Raw genomic sequence first — 18,663 nt, forward strand, 5'->3', positions numbered from 1 at the left:
CTTAATTAGTCTTGTCGAGTTTTCGTATGAGCTCTTGCAGTTCTTGTTGGGCTGCGAATCGTATCCAGTCCTCTTCAAGAGTGGAGCTATCTCTTGCTGACTGTTCAGAAAGTGAGCAAAATTTCTTCTCGACGTCTTTGAAGCGATTGCCCAGTTGATCCAAATCGGACCATAGTTGCCTACCCTGCTCCATTAAATCGGCTATGTGTTGATCGGCCCGATCGGCCAGGGCCGAGGCTCCTGCCTTTCTGGCACGATTCGATCGAGTGCTCCACTCCCGAACTGTGCCGGCAAGGGTGAGGAGTTGCCGGCGAAGTTCCTCTGCTTCTTTTTGAAGTTGCTGTCGCTGCCTTTTCAGGTTTTGGTAATGGTCTTTTTGGTGTTGTTGGTGGAGGAGTAACTCCTGATATGGATTCTCGCGGAGGAAGTCGGTCAACCTCTCCTCTAAGACTCGTTCCAGTTCGTCGAGCCAGGTTGCGCTCATGACTGATCTGGGGCACGAGTAATCAGTGGGGCTTCGATCTCTTCTTGCAGGGGTTTGATAGCGCCCTCACGCGAGTGCAGTAACAGTTGGGTGAGTCTTGCCAAGCTTCCTTCCCCTAGGTCAAGCACTGTTAGTCGTTCAAAAGCCCTTCGGTAGATTGCTTCTAGCTCCCGGATCAGGCTTTCACGTTCTTGTCGCACGTTCTGGCGTTGCTGCTCTCGGCTCATTTAGCACTTCTTCTTTCTTCTTAGCTCAGTCTGACGGTTCCAGCAGATTCAGCGAGAGTGAATCGGCAGAGTCGTGCCATCTTTGGTTGATTCTCCAGCCCGCCTTTTCAGCCAGTCTGGCTGCCTCTTGTGGGTTGTATTTGACGCTGTATTCGGTGATGAGTGGTTCTCCGGCGCTGAATGACCAGGTGCTGTTGTCAATCACGATTGTTTGACTGCAGCGGCTCACCAGAGCCATTTCGATGCGATGAAACTCTTCTTGCCAACGGGCTCGATAAGAGAACTGGTCCGGTCTGAAATCTGCTTCCAGCTCACGATTGAGACGATGCAAGAGGTTGCGCGCGAAAGCTGCTGAGATGCCTGCCGCATCATTGTAGGCAGCCTCGAGCTGGATTGGATCACGGGGTTGGTCGAGACCGAGCAGCAGGGGACCACCGCCAAGCAGCTTTCGGAACCGACGAAGTACTGCCACTGCTTCTTTTGGTGTGAAGTTTCCGAGGGAGCTGCCGGGGAAAAAGCCGATGCAGCGCACACCCTCGAGCCGGGGGTGGGGCGGTAGCGCTTGCATGCTGCTGTGGTCGCAGCAGATACCTAGCATTGACACCATGGGATAGGTGCTGGCGAGTCTGGTTAGCGAATCCCTTAGAGCTGCTTGGCTGATGTCCAGGGCCACAAAGGTTGACGGCTGGATTGCGTTGAGTAGGGGGGAAACCTTGTGGGCATTGCCGATGCCGAATTCCACGATGACGCCATCTCCTACGGCTTTGGCAATGGCTGGTGCATTCTCCTCCAGTAGCTTGATCTCTGTGCGGGTTAGGCCGTATTCAGGTTGTTCGCAGATCTGGGCAAATAGGCGTGATCCTTTCGCGTCGTACAACACCCAAGCTGGCAGTTGCCGCGGCTGGCATTTGAAGCCTGACTGCACTAGCTGCTTCAGATCCGCAGGGGCGGGATGTAGGTCAATCAGCTCGATGCTCATCGGGCCAGGCGCAGTCCTGCTGCCATCCAACGGTTTGCTGGTGCAAAGAAGTTCCGGTAGGTGTCGCGCTCATGGCCTTCCGGTGTGAGCCAGCTGCTGCCGCGCAGAACAAACTGGGAGCTCATGAATTTTCCGTTGTATTCACCCACAGCGCCTGGGGCGGGAAGGAATCCCGGATAGGGCCTATAAGGACTTGCCGTCCATTGCCACAGCTTGCCGTGAGCATCGTGGATCAGAGGTTGATGCTGTTGTAGGGCCACTTCCCATTCCGCTTCGCTGGGCAATCGAGCACCACACCACCGTGCGTAGGCATCGGCTTCGAACCAGCTCAAATGGCGCACCGGTGCTTTTCGATTCAAGTGCCGCCTTCCTTCCAGGGTGAATTCTTCCTGCCATTGATCTGCAGGTCCGTCGCCGCGCCAGTACCGGGGAGCCTGCCATCCCAGTTGTTGTTGTACGGCCCAGCCCTCACTCATCCAAAGTTCTGGGCGCTGATACCCCCCATCTGCGATAAAGCACCTGAAGTCGTCGTTGCACACCAAATGATCCATCAGGGCAAAGTCCTCCAGCCAGATGCGATGCGACGGCCCCTCGTTGTCAAAATGGAATCCCGCGCCAGCATGGCCGATTTCATAGAGACCTCCATCGCAGGAGATCCAGCGGGCTTGGGTTGGCTCTAAAGGTCGCAGATGATGATCGGCGCCAGTTTGATAAGCAGGCTCTAACGGTTGTCGGCTAAAGCCATCCAAGAGATCCATCAACAGCAATTCCTGATGCTGCTGTTCGTGATGTAGACCCAGTTCTGCCAGTTGCTGGATGTCTTCTTGGTCAGCGTCCGGGGAGGTCAGGAGTTGCGTTAATGCAGCGTCCACCTGTTGCCGCCACGCCAAGACCTCCCTGATTGTTGGCCGGGTCAGGACACCCCGTGAGGGTCTTGGATGGCGTGCCCCGGCCGCTTCGTAATAGGAGTTGAATTGATAACTCCAGCGTGGATCACAGCCTTCGTAGCCTTTGAGATAGGGCTGAAGCAAAAAGGTATCGAAGAACCAGGTGGTGTGAGCAAGGTGCCATTTCGGCGGACTTGCATCGGCCATGCCCTGAAGGCAGAGATCTTCCGGTTCGAGGGGTGCAACCAGCGATTCACTTCGCTGACGCACTGCCAAGAGCAAGTTCAGCATGAGGAAACGGTTTTACTGATTCCCACTTGTGCGCCCAAGCACCACGGCCGAATGGATCTGGTCATAGAAAAGCTCTTGGCCACGGAAGGGCACTGATAGGGAATTTCCCTTGGACAAACGATCCAGGCAATCTACTGAGTGGCATCGATCGATCTGGTCGCAAAATATGTTGGGTTCGCGTGTTCAGCTTGGGTTGCATTGGTCATCAGTCAGGGCGGTTGAAGTTTCTGTTTCGACTTGAAAATTAAAGTGTAAAGTTTGGAGGTCGTCGAATCCATTGTTTTCTGCATTTATTGTGATTTAGCCTCTAGACTTCGTGCTATTATTTATGCTCTTAGCGCTTGATCCGAGGTAACCTTTTGTATGGCTGTGGCCCTATAATTTGCTGTCCTTTAATATTAAATCGTGCCGAATCATCCGCTATTGGGTGTGCTTGTTATTGGGCACGCGCTTGATTGCTGGTTGGGTGTTGACCCTGGATACAAGTGGGCGGCTGTTAGGTGTGCGTGTAAAAAGTCTTTGATTGCCATGAGTTATTTAATAATAGGACTTTTTATTTTCTCTTTTTGTGATGATTTCTCTTGGCTAATGCGGGCTCGTATTTTGGCTGGTTTTGCAGTGCAATTGTTTGTTCAGGTTAGTTCAGCAGAGTAGAATTTTTTCTGGTTCTGGCAAGCACGGTTCTGCGATTGCAGTTATCTATATCCGTGCGGCTGCGGGTGTAGCATTTGGTCCGATCATTGCTGCTCTATCTCTTGAGCTTGGAAGGGTCTTAACTTTTTCAATGCTTGGCTTTAGTGAGCTTTTGATGGTTGTCTTGTTTTTCATGCTTTCAAGGGATTCTTCTAAGGCGGCACAATCTTGGCCTGGGTTAAGGGCTCTGCATTGATAGCAGCAAGGTCGCAATAGAGTTTTGTGTTGCTTCATTCCCAGGATTTACGATTGGATTTCTTGCTTTGTCGGCTACTTATAGGCTTATGCAGTAGATGCTGATTTTTGCTTAGTTGCTCTTGCAATCATCTAGTTTGCAATTGCAAATGTATTTGCAGCACCCTATTTTGTTGGATGAGTGATAGGACATGCAGGCATAGACCATCGCTTTTTGCACTTCTCAAGGCTGCATTTGCTTTGACTCTTATCGTGATTGATTCCTTGAAGTTGACTTCCCTCATCCTAGTCTCGATTGTAGCTGCCTTTATATTGCGGGTGGAGGGCCCAGGCCTGGTACTCGTTGACGACGGTCTTTTAATGCGTTGTTAGGTGAGTCATGAAGCCAAGTCGCTGATGAATTTTGCTGGGGACCGGTTACTGCTCTTGGGTTAATCACAGCTGTTTTCATGCATGGGCCTTCGGATGTAGCTTTGTCCATATTATTGTTGATAGTCGCGGACCTTTTTCTGCAGGTTTATGTTGATTTAACCTTCATCGATAAAGATTATTTTTAAGGCAATCTTTCTTCTGGAAACGAGTCGATTCTGCTGTTTATCTTTGCGGAAGCGGTTGCAATGGATTGGCCATTAGTACGATCAGCCCATCAATGCTTCGGCGTCACGTGAGCGAACCCAGCGCCGTGGTTTCCGGCACTGTTCTGGCACAGCGCTATCGGTTGGATGCGACCATTCAGAAGTCGAAGCCGATCCAGGGTGTGCTTTGGCGTGGGGTCGACATCCTTGAAGGTGACACATCCGTGGTGCTTCACCAAATCAGCGATGCCCCTACAAGGCAGCACTTTCAGAAGTTTTGGCCTGAGCTTCAATCTCTTTCTCATCCTCAGTTGCCGCGTTGTGGTGAATTGTTCGAGGCGGAGGTCAGCCTCTGGGCCGTGCGTTACTGGCAGGAGGGTGTTACTTACCGAAAGATTCAGCAGCAACGGGCCGAGCGTCAGTTGCTCTTCGGCGCTGGAGAAGTGTTGCAGTTGCTTTTGCAGCTGCTACCTCCTTTGATTGCCTTGCATGCCAAGGGGTTGGTGCATGGTGATATCAGTTCCAGCGCCCTGTTGAGGCGTGATCAGGACGGCTTGCCGGTTTTGGTGGACTTTGGCTTACTGCAGCCCCAAGGGACTCCCCCTTGGGTTGGTGTGACTTCAGGGTATGCCTCAATTGCACAGAGCAGCACCGAACCAGCTGAAGGTTGGATGGATTTGCATGGCTTGGGCGTTACAGCACTGACTTGGCTGACTGGTCGTTGCCCCGAGGAACTTTGGAACAGTGATGTTCGGTCTTGGGTCTGGCCAGAGTCTTTTGAGCTGGATGGGTCTTTTCGCCAAGTGTTGGAGCGAATGTTGAGTGAGGCTCCTGACCAGCGTTTTGAAAAGGCATCGGATGTGATCTCTGCCCTTCAAGCTGTGATCATGCCCGAAAGGATCGGTCCTGAGCCCATAGCAGATCGCACTCTGGCACTCGCGCCTCAAGCAGTGCCTTTATCCGATCACCCCTCGCGTACGTCTCAATCACTCTTGACGGAACATCGTTCTGCCAATCAGCCGCGGCGGCGGCGGGCTGAAGAACGGGAGCAGGCTGCTGAAGGCAGACTTTGGTCTGTTGTAGGTGCCTTGTTGGCGTCTGCATTGGTAGGCACGGCGATTGGCTGGTTCTTGCTCAGTCGTAGTTCCCCGCTAGGGATGGAACCTGTCAGGGATAGAGATCTCGTGGGCAATGTCCCAGTGGAGAGCCCATCAGCAGTAGAGGTGGATCATCGGCAGCAGTTATTGAGTCGGCTGCGGGCTTTGCAGGTCAAACAAAGTTGGTTTCTGCAGTTGGTGGATGCCAGTCTGCTAGCTCGTTTCCCTCATAGAGGTGGTCGCTTCCCCTCCGATGCTCTGGACGATGTTCCCTTGCGCCAGGCCTGGAATGACTTGGCTGAGGAATGGTTGGTCAGGATTGAACAGCTATCGCCTCAGCTGCGCAGGCGTTTGGGTGAGTTGAAGAACACTGACTGGCAGGAGCAGCATGAAGCTCTGAGCAAATTGGGCGTGCATGGCAGTGTGATTGAGCAGTTGGTTACGGCAGGAGCACAGAAACTGCTGCTTTTGGGCTTGTTCAATGATCAGAAGCCTCCAGAGCCCTATTTGCAGTTCTGGTATGCGGCAGCTCTACGCAGCTTGGCTGATGTGCAGATCGAGACCCTCAAGGCCAAACATTCAATTCCCACTGTTTTTTCTACAAGGGTTTCTCCTGGGGCTGCGCGCTTGATTTCTATTCAGGTGCCTGCTGGGCATCGACTAGTACTAGAAATCAAGGGCTCGCCTTTGATGCAGATGATCATCTATGGCTCACAGGGTGATGTCATTGCCGAGCGCGGATCGTTGCGCGTGGTGACCCTGGAGCCAGAAGCAGGCTCGCCTGTGCAAGTGCTGGTGACCAACGAGGGGTTGGCAACAGCTTTATTTACCCTCTCTTGTCGTGCCGATCAGCAAGCTTCTATGTCTTTACCAGCTTTGGAGCCAAATCCGTTGGCGGATTCAGCTACTGGCTTCCTTGGTCGGTCAGAACACCCTTCTAGAACGCCGACATTGCCTCGTCTCGTGCTTCGGCGAAAGAAAACTTTGTTCAGCCTCATTGACCCCCTGGCTGATCAGTAGCGCGCCAGAGCCGACTTCACTTCTCGATCAGCTTGTTTGCGTTTCTCCTCTTGGCGTTTGTCGTGCAGCTTGCGACCTTTGCCCAGTCCAATCGTGAGTTTGATCCATGAACCCTTGAGATGAAGGTTGAGGGGAATCAGGGTGAGCCCTTTTCTGTCGAGTTGGCCGCGAAGTTTGTCGATCTCACGGCGGTGCGCGAGCAGTTTGCGTGTTCGTAGTGGATCGTGATTGAAGTAGCTGCCGGCATGGCTATGAGGGGAGATATGAACGTTGTGGAGCTGTAGTTCGCCCTTGCGAATCAGGCAGAAGCCATCGCGGAGATTGGCTTGGCCGGCCCGGATTGACTTGACTTCGGTTCCCACCAACTCAATGCCAGTTTCAAGGGTGTCGAGGATCTCGTATTGATGCCTTGCCAGACGGTTGTCCGCGAGTAGACGGTTGGCCGCGGCTCGAGCAGCAGCAGTCGCTTTTTTGTTTCCTCCCTTGGCCATCTGCGTTTACCGATGCTTTCGACCCTATCCAGGGATCGGTACTCTTCCAACATGGCGATTGTGTCTTCCAGTGCTGGCCGAGCTGATTCCCAGCCGCCAGCAGCAAAGTCTCGGGTGGTAGATGCTTCACCTTTGCCTGAAGAGGCCAGTCCAGCTCGAGAAGATGGGCTTAGGCCTAGGCGTTTGGAGGACTACATCGGTCAGCGTGAGCTGAAGCAGGTGTTGGGGATTGCCGTCAAGGCGGCCATGGGCAGAGGTGATGCTTTGGATCATGTTTTGCTCTACGGCCCTCCCGGCTTGGGTAAAACCACCATGGCCATGGTTTTGGCTGAAGAATTGGGGGTTAAGTGTCGGGTTACCAGTGCGCCTGCTCTCGAGCGCCCTCGTGACATCGTTGGTCTGTTGGTGAATTTGCAACCTCGCGAGGTTTTATTCATTGATGAGATTCACCGGCTCACAAGGGTTGCTGAGGAATTGCTTTATCCAGCAATGGAGGATAGGCGTCTTGATCTCACCGTGGGCAAGGGCAGTACCGCTCGCACCAGGGCATTGGAGCTGCCTCCGTTCACTCTGGTGGGTGCTACGACTCGCGCTGGTGCCCTTAGCTCGCCGCTGCGGGATCGTTTCGGTCTTATTCAACGATTGGAGTTTTATGGCCTGGAGGATCTGCAAGCGATTGTTGAGCGGGCGGCGGGGCTTCTGAGGTTGCAGTTAACTGCGCAAGCCTGCCAGGAGATTGCTCGTCGCTGTAGGGGTACACCGAGGATCGCCAACAGATTGCTGCGACGGGTTCGTGATGTAGCGAGTGTCTGTGGCGGGGAGAGCTTGATCGATGCTGCATTGGTGGATGAGGCTCTCACTTTGCATCGAGTCGATGCTCGGGGTCTTGATGCCAGTGATCGGCGCTTGTTGGACTTGTTGCTGGAGTCTCATGGCGGCGGCCCGGTCGGTTTGGAGACTTTGGCAGCCGCTTTGGGAGAGGATCCAGCCACTCTTGAAGCAGTGGTAGAACCATTTCTGCTACAGCTGGGTTTTTTGCAGCGAACTCCGCGTGGGCGCGTGGTGACTGGCGCGGGGCGACGCCATCTTGGTTGGCCGGAGTTGCCATGAGCGTTCTCCAGGGGTTGAAAAACTTGGTGTCTAGATGGTCAGGGTTGCTTTTAGTTGCGCTGTTGCTGGTCATGGATCCCCTCTCTGGAGCAGCTACCCCAGCACTTCAGCCTCTTTTTGAGCAGGCACTCGAGGCTTCTCGACAGGGTGAGTTTCAAGCAGCCCTACCTCTTTGGGATGAGTTTCTTGAGCTTGCGCCCGAGCAGCCTGCGGCGTGGAGCAATCGCGGCAATGTGAGGTTAATTTTGGGTGATCCCGAGGGTGCGATCGTTGATCAGACTAGGGCTATGGAATTGGCCCCAGCAGAGCTTGACCCTCATCTCAACCGTGGTATTGCTGAGGAGGTATTGCATCATTGGCAGCAAGCCGCTAGCGATTACAACTGGATTCTTGAGCGCGATGCTGTCAATGCATCGGCTCTTTACAACCTGGGCAATGTTTTGGGCTCTCAGGGCGACTGGTTGCAGGCAGAGGCTCTTTACAGCAAGGCCTCTGACGCCAGCCCAGGCTTTGCTATGGCTAGCTTCAGCAAGGCTTTAGCGGTTTATCAGCTGGGGGAATTTGATCTGGCGGAGAAGGAACTGCGTGCATTGATTCGCAGGTATCCCATGTTTGCCGATCCCCGTGCGGCTCTTAGCGGTCTTTTATGGCATTACGGCTCATTTGGTGAAGCTGAAAGCCACTGGACTGCCGCAGTCGGGCTGGATAACCGCTATCGCCAACGGGATTGGTTGTTGCAGATCCGCCGATGGCCACCACAGCCCACGGCTGATCTGATGGATTTTCTTGCTTTGTTGGAGGCTCCATGACTCTTCTTCTTCATTGGAGCGAGCGTCTTGATCAAGCTTTGCCCGAGCTGATTGAGTTGCGACGCCATCTGCATGCTCATCCAGAACTGAGTGGTGAGGAGCATCAGACGGCAGTCCTTGTAGCAGGTCAGTTGCGGGGGGATGGTTGGCGGGTGTCTGAGGGGGTGGGGCGCACAGGTGTGTTGGCGGAGTTGGGGCCAATTGGTGGTCCGTTTGTGGGCCTACGGGTGGATATGGATGCTCTGCCAGTGGAAGAGCGCACAGGGCTTGTTTATGCCTCACGGCGTGAGGGGGTGATGCATGCCTGTGGCCATGATCTGCATACCTGCATTGGCCTTGGGGTTGCAAGGGTTTTGGCCGAAGAGGAGTCGATGCCAATAGGCGTAAGGCTGTTGTTTCAACCGGCAGAAGAATTGTGCGAAGGGGCTCGTTGGATGCGTATGGACGGCGCGACCGATGGCCTCGAGGCCCTGTTTGGGGTTCATGTTTGTCCGGAATTGCCGACTGGAAGTATCGGTGTACGCAGTGGGTGCTTGACGGCTGCGGCGGGAGAGCTGGATATCGAAGTGATCGGTGAAGGAGGCCACGGTGCAAGGCCTCATCAGGCTATGGATGCCATTTGGATTGCCGCTCGAGTTGTTTGTGGACTGCAGGAGGCGATTAGTCGTCGCTTGGATGCCTTGCATCCTGTGGTGGTGAGTTTCGGGAAGATCGAAGGTGGTCAGGCTTTCAATGTGATTGCAGATCGAGTGCAGCTGCTGGGGACGGTCCGCTGTTTGGACGGGGCTGTTTTTGACAAGCTCCCAGCTTGGATCGAGCAGATTGTTCAGGCTATCTGTGGAAGTTTTGGGGCAGAGGCGATCGTGCGCTATCGCAGCATTACGCCGCCTGTTTACAACGATCCTGAACTCACAGACCTCTTGGAAAGTTGTGCTATTTCTCAGATAGGAAAAGAGCGTGTGTTGCGGCTTGAACAACCCTCTCTTGGTGCTGAAGACTTTGCAGAACTACTGCAAAAGGTCCGCGGAACAATGTTCCGATTAGGGGTTAGCGGTCCTAATGGGTGCGCGCCTTTACACAATGGTCAATTCTGCCTAGAGGAGAGCAGCCTTGGAGTTGGTATTCGGGTGCTGACCGCGACCCTATTGGCTTGGATGGATGAGCGTTCAAGGCTGGCTTTGGAGAGGACATGAAGCGTCTTGGCTATCCCTTGCTATCCCTTGCAGCTCCTCTGCTGATCGTCTTGGCCATGCTCTGTTTGATGCATCGGCAGGGCAGCGATCGATTGCAGTCAATGCCAGCAGTTTTGGTGGGTGCTGGCCTAATTATCAGCGGGGCTGTGGGCCGCCGCCGCCGACGCAGCAAGCTGCTTGCAGCACTTCACAGCACCCAAACCGATGAGCAGGAGCACTGACTTCATGTTGAACACAGCCATGCCTGTATCACAGTTGGACCTTTAAGCGCTGCAGGACAAGATCCATGCGGTTTTGCACGTTTAGCGGAATGGATTGCGGTTCGGATCAAAAACCACTGCTAGGTTTTGCAAAACACTAGGGGTGCCACTCAGCAATCTCTGAGTGGCTGAGATCACACCCTCCGAACCTGATACGGGTTGTGCCGGCGCAGGGAAGTGAAAGGCGTGATCATTGGTTTTTCGCCAAACCCTGGTATCCATTTCGCCTTTTGATCATGCGCTCCTCTTGGGTGGCTGCCCGTAAGGGTCAGGCCAATGTCTCGCAATTGCATTTCGCTCGACAGGGCGTTGTCACTCAAGAGATGGACTACGTGGCCAAGCGTGAAAACTTGCCTGAATCGCTTGTCATGGAGGAGGTGGCCCGGGGCAGGATGATTATTCCTGCCAACATCAATCATGCAAATTTAGAGCCGATGGCGATTGGTATCGCCTCCAGCTGCAAGGTGAATGCAAACATTGGCGCCTCACCTAACGCCAGTGATGTAGCTGAAGAGCTCAAGAAGCTCGAGCTGGCAGTTAAATATGGCGCAGACACCGTGATGGATCTGTCCACTGGAGGGGTCAATCTTGATGAGGTGCGCACGGCGATCATTAATGCTTCACCCGTGCCGATCGGCACTGTGCCTGTCTATCAGGCGTTGGAAAGCGTGCATGGCTCGATTGAGAAGCTCGACGAAGATGACTTCCTAAACATCATTGAGAAGCATTGTCAGCAGGGTGTCGACTATCAAACCATTCACGCCGGTTTGTTGATTGAGCACCTTCCACTGGTGAAGGGACGCCTGACAGGCATCGTCAGTCGCGGGGGTGGAATTCTTGCTCAATGGATGCTTTATCACCACAGACAGAACCCTCTTTTCACCCGCTTTGACGACATCTGCGAGATCTTCAAGCGCTACGACTGCAGTTTTTCACTTGGGGATTCTCTCCGCCCTGGTTGTCAACACGATGCTTCTGATGAAGCTCAACTTGCCGAGTTGAAGACCCTTGGAGAATTGACCAAGAGAGCTTGGGCACATGACGTGCAGGTGATGGTCGAGGGTCCTGGTCATGTACCAATGGATCAGATCGAATTCAATGTGCGCAAGCAGATGGAAGAGTGCAATGAGGCGCCCTTTTATGTGCTTGGCCCTTTGGTGACAGATATCGCACCGGGTTATGACCACATCACGAGTGCCATCGGTGCGGCGATGGCAGGCTGGTATGGAACAGCGATGCTTTGTTATGTGACCCCGAAGGAGCATTTGGGTCTGCCAAACCCTGAGGATGTTCGTGAGGGCTTGATTGCCTACAAAATTGCAGCGCATGCCGCTGACATCGCTCGTCACCGTCCGGGGGCTAGAGATCGCGATGATGAATTAAGTCGAGCAAGGTACAACTTTGATTGGAACAAACAGTTTGAGCTTTCACTGGATCCAGAGCGAGCTAAGCAGTATCACGATGAAACTTTGCCAGCTGATATTTATAAGCAAGCTGAGTTTTGTTCAATGTGTGGCCCAAAGCATTGTCCAATGCAGACCAAAATTACGAATGAGGATCTCGAAGGTCTCGAAAAATCTCTACAAAGTAAAGGGAAAGCTAAATTGTCAGCTTAGAAGGGTGAAGCAATCAAATCATCACTTGCTTGACTCTTATGTGATGCCTGCATAGAGAATGCATTTGACCATGATTCAATGAAACAACCATTAGGATTCTTTAATATTCCCCTTTATAAGGTTTTTCTTTTATAGGCAAGTATGAATAGATTCTAAGCCATTTGTGCTTTAAAGCCATTCCTATTGGCAACCTTTAAAAGGCAATGGCGATCTGATTTAAGGCCTGCTCGTTTCTCGCTTGGCGCTATATATTTTGCATGATTTGGTGTTTAGACTTGCCTCTTGCAAAAACTATGGCCCAGTAATTTTACTACCATTGAGAATTTTTTGGCCAACACATCTGACGTATTGATTGCCGCTGCAGGAATCAATGTGAGACTTGCCTTTTCGTTGCAAATTCATTCACTAATTATTGCGATTATTTTCAATCTAGCGAAGCGCTATGCGTCCTTGCCGGGCCTAATTTTTTAATTTGACGATGGCTTAATTGACTACTCATGACATCTTGCCTCTCAGTAAGTCGCATTTATCGCTATAGCCCCAGTTGCGAAAGGACTTATGCAAAACCCTAGAAGAGGGTTGCCGATGCCTAGGGCATGGCGGCAAGACAGTCCTATCAATAAGTATTTATACCTAATAGCTGCGCCAGGGCTGTTGCATGAGCTAGCGAATGGGTGGCTTAGATTATACTTTTGTCAAATCAATCACTCATCAGTATTCTAGGACATCTACTGAAGGCTTAGCGGTGTTAAATATTTTAGCTCTCAGGACAAGAACCTTGTTAGAGTTGGTAAATAATTGGCCTATTTAATCTTAATTGCTAGAAAAAATACCGCATTTAACAGAAAGAGTCACAGTTAGGGCTAAGATGATTAGAAATATGGGACTTTAAGCTGATTCATAATCACTTTATAGATGAAAGATATGTAGTCTAGGGCAATCTAAATGGATAGATTAGGGCATCCAATTCTAGCAATAATTGGGTTTAGACATTTTTGCATGATGATATTGGCAATGCATTGGATAGTGCTTATTATTGGGAAGCTCAATCCTTAAGCTATGAAGCTTGTACAGGTTTTCGGCATCTTTTTGATCGGTTGCTTGGCAGGGTCACAAGCAGTTTTATGCTTTCCTGAATCAGTAAAGCCACCACTTATTTCTAAAAATTCTCCTTCAACAACTGATTTAGGGTTTGGTTTTTAGATTAAAAGTGTGAATTTGGCTAAGTATTCTAGTGAAAGAGGCATAGAATGCCCTAATAATGATCTATGGTAACCGTATACCTACAAGCTGAGCTTTTTAGTTTTATTATTCGAAATCTTGAGAAGGCCTGTTATTCAAGAGTCACAACTTATCTTGGGATAATTACATCTGGTTCAAATGAACATCTCAATTTTTAGCATGTCTTAATATAAACTTGTCTTCATTACGCTTGTCACTGATTTTATCGATAAACCCTCTATATACTAATTAAGTGATCTAGCCATTTGTGCATTTATTCGATTAGTTTAGTCGAATATACTCCTCATTACCTTTTTTTCAAATTTTACTTTGAATAGCTAGTGTGTCTTTTGTTGACCTGTGATGATCATAAATCCTATGATGAGTGTTAGAAGTGCATTGCAAGCCATCGTCATAAGATTTGTCTGACTAAAAAAATCTGAGAACATCGTAGGCATGATTGTTCTTATCTATTCTAGGTCTTAGTCAAGGGTTGAATGCCATTCAATAGAACAATCTAGTCATGCAGAGATTTTTTGAATGATTTCTTCTATTACTTAAAACTTTATAGTAAAAATAGCCAGGTCATCATTAGAGAAACTATAAAGCTGTCGCCTATAGAATAAATAGTTCTTGAAATCTCGCAATTAATAGAATAAGATAGTAAATATATAGCATCTGATGCCTAATTGAGTATAATTGTTCGAATTTTGACAGGCTTACTTTCAGAAACTGGTGAGAATCGATCTATATTGCAAATTCTGATAGACTCAACATTTTCTTCAAAGCAATAAGCTGTAGTCATGGGCATGAGATTGAAGGATTTAAAAAAAGAGCAAGGCAATAGCAAGAGGAGGCTTTTGACTGGAACAAAAGTACTAAGTCTTTGAAATAAAAATATGCTCGCTAAATCTAGGTTTTGAATACATATTCTCTTACCATCTTGATTAATTAAGAATGTATCTTTATACTTGCCGAGCTGCTAGTTTATTGAAACCTGCACAGATTCAATGTCCTATGAGCAACTGAAAGCATTTGTGGCTAAAGTCAAACAAGATAAAACTCTGCAAGATCAAGTTAAGACAGAAAATGCTGACCTAGTATCTATCGCTAAGGCAGCTGGTTTTTCGATTACGACTGATGATCTGCGCATAGCATACACTGAGTGGGTGAAGGATTCACTTGTAAGCTAAAATAAAAAGATATATCTCTACAGGGCTGTTCAAAATGCCTTTAATAATGATTAGATTTTCAAGTTATTTGCTATTTCAATTTCTAATTTTATCTTAGAATTAGAAATTCTTTTTTTATAAGCTATCAGTCAGGATATTTGCTGGGCATCTTGAAGAGTACTTGAAGAAATATATGTAGCAAGTGATTTTTATATTGATTACATTTTACTTACGCCCGATAATGCCTTTGCCGCCAATATTTAAGTGTGTTTTGCTAATCCAATATAGAAAATTGGCATAGAAGCGATTTGAATATAAATCAGTAATTTCTACATTTTTTTATATGTAAGTTGATAAGAGATAGTCCTTGACCTTAATCTTTATAGCTTAATAGGCTATAAAAAGTTGGATTAGACCAATCCTAATCCAGAAGAAACTAAGTCAGAGATTAAGCAGTCTTCAGATGTCATGAGTAATGAGTTGTCAAGTCTAGATCGAAAAGATGCTATACGAGAATGGACTTTGTTTGAATGCCAGGAGAGATGGAAATCACTTAAAGATGCACAAGGATCTGGTTCAGGATTATCAATGAAGGAATGGTAGAAAAGTAATGGTCAAGGAATTTGGTAAAAATGAGCACTAGATTCTAGTAAATTTTTAAATCTAAGTAATAAGAACTACTTTGTATACAAAAGTCTTCTTTTTATAAACATTAGATGTCATATTCTGCTAATAATGGCATGAACATCTGACGACTATTATGGATAGCCTAGGAGAGGTTTGCGATAATTATATATAACTATTAGGATCGAGGATCTTTTGTGTAAGGGGCATTTAGAGTTGCAATTTATGTCTCTATCCAGTTATAATTGCGAGTAAAGGTTTTTAATTCTGTTTCTATTAACACCTAGATCTCCAAGTCCTAGTCTAGAAGCAGATCTCACTTGAATAATTCCTTTAGTTGGTATTTTTAGGATCTCAAGATCATCTGAAAACCTAAAGATTAGGCTGCGTACAACACCATGCCAATAATCTTCTGTTCTTTCTACTACTTTTACCCTTGGCAGGGATTCTGCAATGTCAATAAGCTTATCGTACGACTTCTTTACATTATCAAACTTCCATTCGATAAGAACACAGTTGGTAGGGATCACACAACTTGACAGAGTACCATCCTTTGTTAAGACCATTAGTTGTTTCAGATAGACGTGAGTTGATGAGTACGAAGCTATTGATGTATTCCTATAGAGATCGGCTCTTAGGCCATCAATTTTGAATTTATTGTATCGATTAATTTGTATGCAATCCCTATGGTAAGCTTTTAATCGAAACGAATGTTCATGTATTTCAAGACAGCAAATGATTAATAATATCAAAACCAATAGAAATTATTGCTTTACTCTGCACTCTATACAACTTCAATATATACTTCTCCAGTCTTATGAAAATTAGATAGCATTAAATATTGATTAACCATCAAACTTGTGACGACCATTTCCACAAGCTCATAAGAGACATAAAGGGATTGCCTAAATGTTTAAAACTTGTATAAAGAGTTTCAGTAATGGGCACTAAATCCCGTTTTTTAACTAAATGTGTACATTTATACATAGCTTTTATATTTATCTTCACAATAGAAACTTCTTATGAGAGAAGGATCTCTTTGCAGATTACTATTCATAGTCGATCTTTAGTCTTCATATATAATATACTGGAAATCAGCATCCCTAAAGCTATAACTGAGGCTGCTAATAGATATTGAAGATATATAGGAGGCAGATCAAAAAAGATGGGCAGTGGCAGCATGATGTCTAGCCTTTAAAAGAATTATAGCCTTATTTATCAGCGCTCATATGCTTTTAGGAGAGCACCATCAGACAGGTGCAATCATTATAGATCTGATATCTTTTGATAATCTAGATGACTATATTTATACTTCTTCATCTCTAAAGAATCTATTTTCCGCGATAGTATCTTCCTTGTGATTGTATAGAAATAAAATGCATAGTAAAATCACCTAATCTACTGTAAATTTATCATGTGACTTTTCAATCTATCACAAAAATACTGTAGTCTAGAAATTTTTATGAACAAACAGCTAATATCTCCAAAGCTTTGGCTCTTATTCATTGATTATTATAGCCATTTACAAACTCTAAAATACTTACTTGCTCAAATATATTTATCTGGATTAACAACAAAAAACGAATATTTACATTAAAGTACATCTAGACTTTGTTGGCTTAATGTCAACTTTATGATTCTTAATTGCTATAATGGATTCTTCTATGGATTTAGCTATATTAGCCATCTACTTTTTAGCCAACACAACAACTAGTCGAGACTTAGTGAACGAATAGACCAGATTATAAATAGAAAAAAATAATGAATTTGCCAATAATTAACTTTTGCCTAATATTAAATTTCCAATTTGATCTAACATATAGATGTTTGTTTATATTGGTGTAAAATTTATCATCTATGCCTTCATATTGTTTCTTAATTTGCTCTTTGTGGAGGAGTTGCCCTTGTTTGGTCTAGACGCATACAATTTTATCACTATAAATCCAATCTCCTGCAATGCATCAATAAATCTAAAATTATGCCATATGCTTCTCTAATTGACCCGAGCGATAATCTCAATATTGATATTCTCCTTCAGATAGTCCATAATTGCATTCCACTCCTTCTCTGTATATTCCATTGGATTCCCATCTCTCAATAGTCCAATGTTACCATTTATTATAATATCCTTTAAGCAATGATCGTTCATCTGTTTATTTAGTTCGTGAAGAGCAGCTTGAATCGTAGGAGTATTTGGCATCATGTTTTCCTTAAATTGTAACGGTTTGCATTTCTTTGATCTTAATTTTTAGCTTTTTATTCTCATCTCGTAGCGCTTTACATACTTTCATTAGGTCTGTCCTTTTCATTGATGTGGTTATTTCCCACTCCTTATTACCTTTAACCAACTCCTCAATGGCTTTATCGCTGACCTCTTTCTCTGTAACCTTTTCACCTCGTTTTATTTTGCCTACTGCATCTTTTCGCGTCCCAGGATCAGCTTTCCCAATTGCTGCTAGCGTTCTCATGCTTGTACCAACCAGCTCTTGGTCAGTCACATCGGTATTCTTTAGCCATGACTCCCATGCCGAAGTTAGGTCTCTAATCTGGCCTGCAGTCATTGGAATGATGCCAGATTCTCTGAACCTTGTCCATTGCTGTTGCTTCTTAAGAACACATTTAAGCCGATGGAGCTCAGCTGCAGTGCTTCGAACTAGCTCTGCTGCAATCCTTGAATTGATATTGACAGCATGAACCGTATCTCTCATGATGCCTATCTGAACATCGTTTAACCCTTCCGTCAGAGTCTCTGGAAGGACGATTGACTCGGATCCTGCACTGTGCCTGTCTGGCGAGATGGCTTTGAAGTCGATCGCTGGATCAGTCATTAAGGTGCTCCACTGTGCGGACCCTAGCGCATTTGAACGACTCGTTCAAATGGAGTATTTTTGAACTACTTACCTCGGCCACCACTCGTCCGCCTCCAGTGCGTATTGTCTGGAAGGGACATCTGAGAATGCCTAGATTTGCCTTCTTTGGGTTAACTTATTGATGTCCTCCTTTAGGGTTTTCAGTTAAGGTTCTCGACGTCACTTTTTGATTGATATATCACTCTATATCGCCATTATGGAATAAGCCTTAACATATAGGAGTTCAATTTATTTGCTTTATGCTTTGGCATGCTATGTATGCTTAGTTGAATTTTGCTAAAGATCTTATCTTATTTATTTAAATCCCTCTTGTGCCCGAAATTGGCTTTTGATTACATTTAGGATGCCTAGTGCTAATGTTATATATGCATGCGAATGCCATTTCTGTTTGGGCTTTTCATTCCAAGCCTTGCTTGAGGAGGGTCTCCAGTTCAGTAGTATTCTCCTTAATAAAATATTGCTAGTTATTATTTGACCATGTCTCATGTTGAGTATGTTGCCTTTCCTGTCGCGTCCTTTTTGTCTTTTTTTAACTCGGCGCTAATTCGAACCACGTTGTTTTTTTGGAGCCCCAACCCAACAAAACAACGCACTTAGGTATATTTACCTAACCACGTTGTTTTGTTGGAGGTGCGTCCTAGGGCCCGCCCTGCCAGCATCGTCTTGGATGCTGATTTACTGCCTCTCGGGCTGCTATTTTCTCGCTTGAATGTACTTTCTGTAAAGTCGGATTACGCTTCTGGTGCCCTTTATGGTTTGTGCCTGTAGTAGATAATCTTCGCTGCAATAAAGTTTATGTTTCAATCCAGCCGGCTGAATCTGTCGCATAATCGCCTCTATTTGAGATCA

The 18,663-nt window shown here is 47.1% G+C and carries 14 protein-coding genes and 1 riboswitch; of the genes, 7 read left to right on the forward strand and 7 right to left on the reverse strand.

The genetic code is table 11. The features are described 5' to 3' along the window. Window position 1: 1 nt before the first annotated feature. From SIB41_RS12345 to egtB, 4 genes are read right to left on the reverse strand one after another with little or no spacing between them, the layout of a single operon-like run. Entirely contained in the window at window positions 2–484 is a 483-nt protein-coding gene (locus tag SIB41_RS12345; protein ID WP_413359381.1) for a hercynine metabolism protein, read from the reverse strand. Beyond that, window positions 481–711 (reverse strand): hercynine metabolism small protein, encoded by a 231-nt coding sequence (locus SIB41_RS12350; RefSeq protein ID WP_413359384.1) that lies wholly within the window; start codon window positions 709–711, stop codon window positions 481–483. Before SIB41_RS12350 ends, SIB41_RS12345 begins: the two co-directional genes overlap by 4 nt. A 25-nt stretch (window positions 712–736) precedes the next feature. Beyond that, complete coding sequence (gene egtD / locus SIB41_RS12355) at window positions 737–1,690, reverse strand: L-histidine N(alpha)-methyltransferase (RefSeq protein ID WP_413359387.1); 954 nt, start codon at window positions 1,688–1,690, stop codon at window positions 737–739. Beyond that, the gene (gene egtB / locus SIB41_RS12360; RefSeq protein WP_413359389.1) at window positions 1,687–2,868 is read right to left on the reverse strand and encodes an ergothioneine biosynthesis protein EgtB; all 1,182 of its coding nucleotides are present in this window, start codon (window positions 2,866–2,868) and stop codon (window positions 1,687–1,689) included. Before egtB ends, egtD begins: the two co-directional genes overlap by 4 nt. A 1,552-nt stretch (window positions 2,869–4,420) precedes the next feature. Between egtB and SIB41_RS12365 the strand changes: the two genes are divergently transcribed. Next, window positions 4,421–6,448, forward strand: a complete 2,028-nt coding sequence (locus SIB41_RS12365) for a serine/threonine protein kinase (protein ID WP_413359391.1) — start codon at window positions 4,421–4,423, stop codon at window positions 6,446–6,448. Here the strand turns inward: SIB41_RS12365 and smpB are convergent. Further along, window positions 6,442–6,939 carry an SsrA-binding protein SmpB gene (gene smpB / locus SIB41_RS12370; protein WP_011824876.1) on the reverse strand — a complete coding sequence of 166 codons (498 nt, stop codon included), beginning with the start codon at window positions 6,937–6,939 and terminating at the stop codon, window positions 6,442–6,444. The two genes, SIB41_RS12365 and smpB, sit on opposite strands and share 7 nt — an antisense overlap. 51 nt (window positions 6,940–6,990) lie before the next feature. Here smpB and ruvB point away from each other — a divergent pair, with 51 nt between their 5' ends. From ruvB to SIB41_RS12400, 6 genes are all read left to right on the forward strand, one after another. Beyond that, entirely contained in the window at window positions 6,991–8,049 is a 1,059-nt protein-coding gene (gene ruvB, locus SIB41_RS12375; RefSeq protein WP_413359393.1) for a Holliday junction branch migration DNA helicase RuvB, read from the forward strand. Then, complete coding sequence (locus SIB41_RS12380) at window positions 8,046–8,858, forward strand: tetratricopeptide repeat protein (protein WP_413359395.1); 813 nt, start codon at window positions 8,046–8,048, stop codon at window positions 8,856–8,858. Before ruvB ends, SIB41_RS12380 begins: the two co-directional genes overlap by 4 nt. After that, window positions 8,855–10,051 (forward strand): amidohydrolase, encoded by a 1,197-nt coding sequence (locus SIB41_RS12385; protein WP_413359397.1) that lies wholly within the window; start codon window positions 8,855–8,857, stop codon window positions 10,049–10,051. Before SIB41_RS12380 ends, SIB41_RS12385 begins: the two co-directional genes overlap by 4 nt. Then, on the forward strand, window positions 10,048–10,272 hold the full coding sequence (locus SIB41_RS12390) for a DUF3188 domain-containing protein (protein ID WP_413359399.1): 225 nt from the start codon (window positions 10,048–10,050) through the stop codon (window positions 10,270–10,272). The genes SIB41_RS12385 and SIB41_RS12390 overlap by 4 nt, the downstream gene beginning before the upstream one ends. Before the next feature lie 128 nt (window positions 10,273–10,400). Next, a riboswitch (TPP riboswitch) is annotated at window positions 10,401–10,504 on the forward strand. A 43-nt stretch (window positions 10,505–10,547) separates the two neighbouring features. Beyond that, window positions 10,548–11,927 (forward strand): phosphomethylpyrimidine synthase ThiC, encoded by a 1,380-nt coding sequence (thiC, locus tag SIB41_RS12395; protein WP_413359401.1) that lies wholly within the window; start codon window positions 10,548–10,550, stop codon window positions 11,925–11,927. Window positions 11,928–14,158: 2,231 nt separating this feature from the next. Further along, a complete protein-coding gene (locus tag SIB41_RS12400) occupies window positions 14,159–14,341 on the forward strand; it encodes a Nif11-like leader peptide family RiPP precursor (protein ID WP_413359402.1) in 183 nt (60 codons plus the stop codon). A gap of 842 nt (window positions 14,342–15,183) precedes the next feature. On the opposite strand, the gene SIB41_RS12405 is transcribed toward SIB41_RS12400, so the two are convergent. Both SIB41_RS12405 and SIB41_RS12410 read right to left on the reverse strand, forming a co-directional pair. Further along, window positions 15,184–15,510, reverse strand: coding sequence for a DUF1499 domain-containing protein (locus tag SIB41_RS12405; protein ID WP_413359404.1), 327 nt, complete (start codon window positions 15,508–15,510; stop codon window positions 15,184–15,186). A 1,644-nt stretch (window positions 15,511–17,154) separates the two neighbouring features. After that, the gene (locus SIB41_RS12410; protein WP_413359407.1) at window positions 17,155–17,772 is read right to left on the reverse strand and encodes an IclR family transcriptional regulator; all 618 of its coding nucleotides are present in this window, start codon (window positions 17,770–17,772) and stop codon (window positions 17,155–17,157) included. Between the last annotated feature and the right edge of the window lie 891 nt (window positions 17,773–18,663).

It is taken from the genome of Prochlorococcus sp. MIT 1201 (assembly GCF_047303415.1).
GTDB lineage: Bacteria > Cyanobacteriota > Cyanobacteriia > PCC-6307 > Cyanobiaceae > Prochlorococcus > Prochlorococcus marinus_D.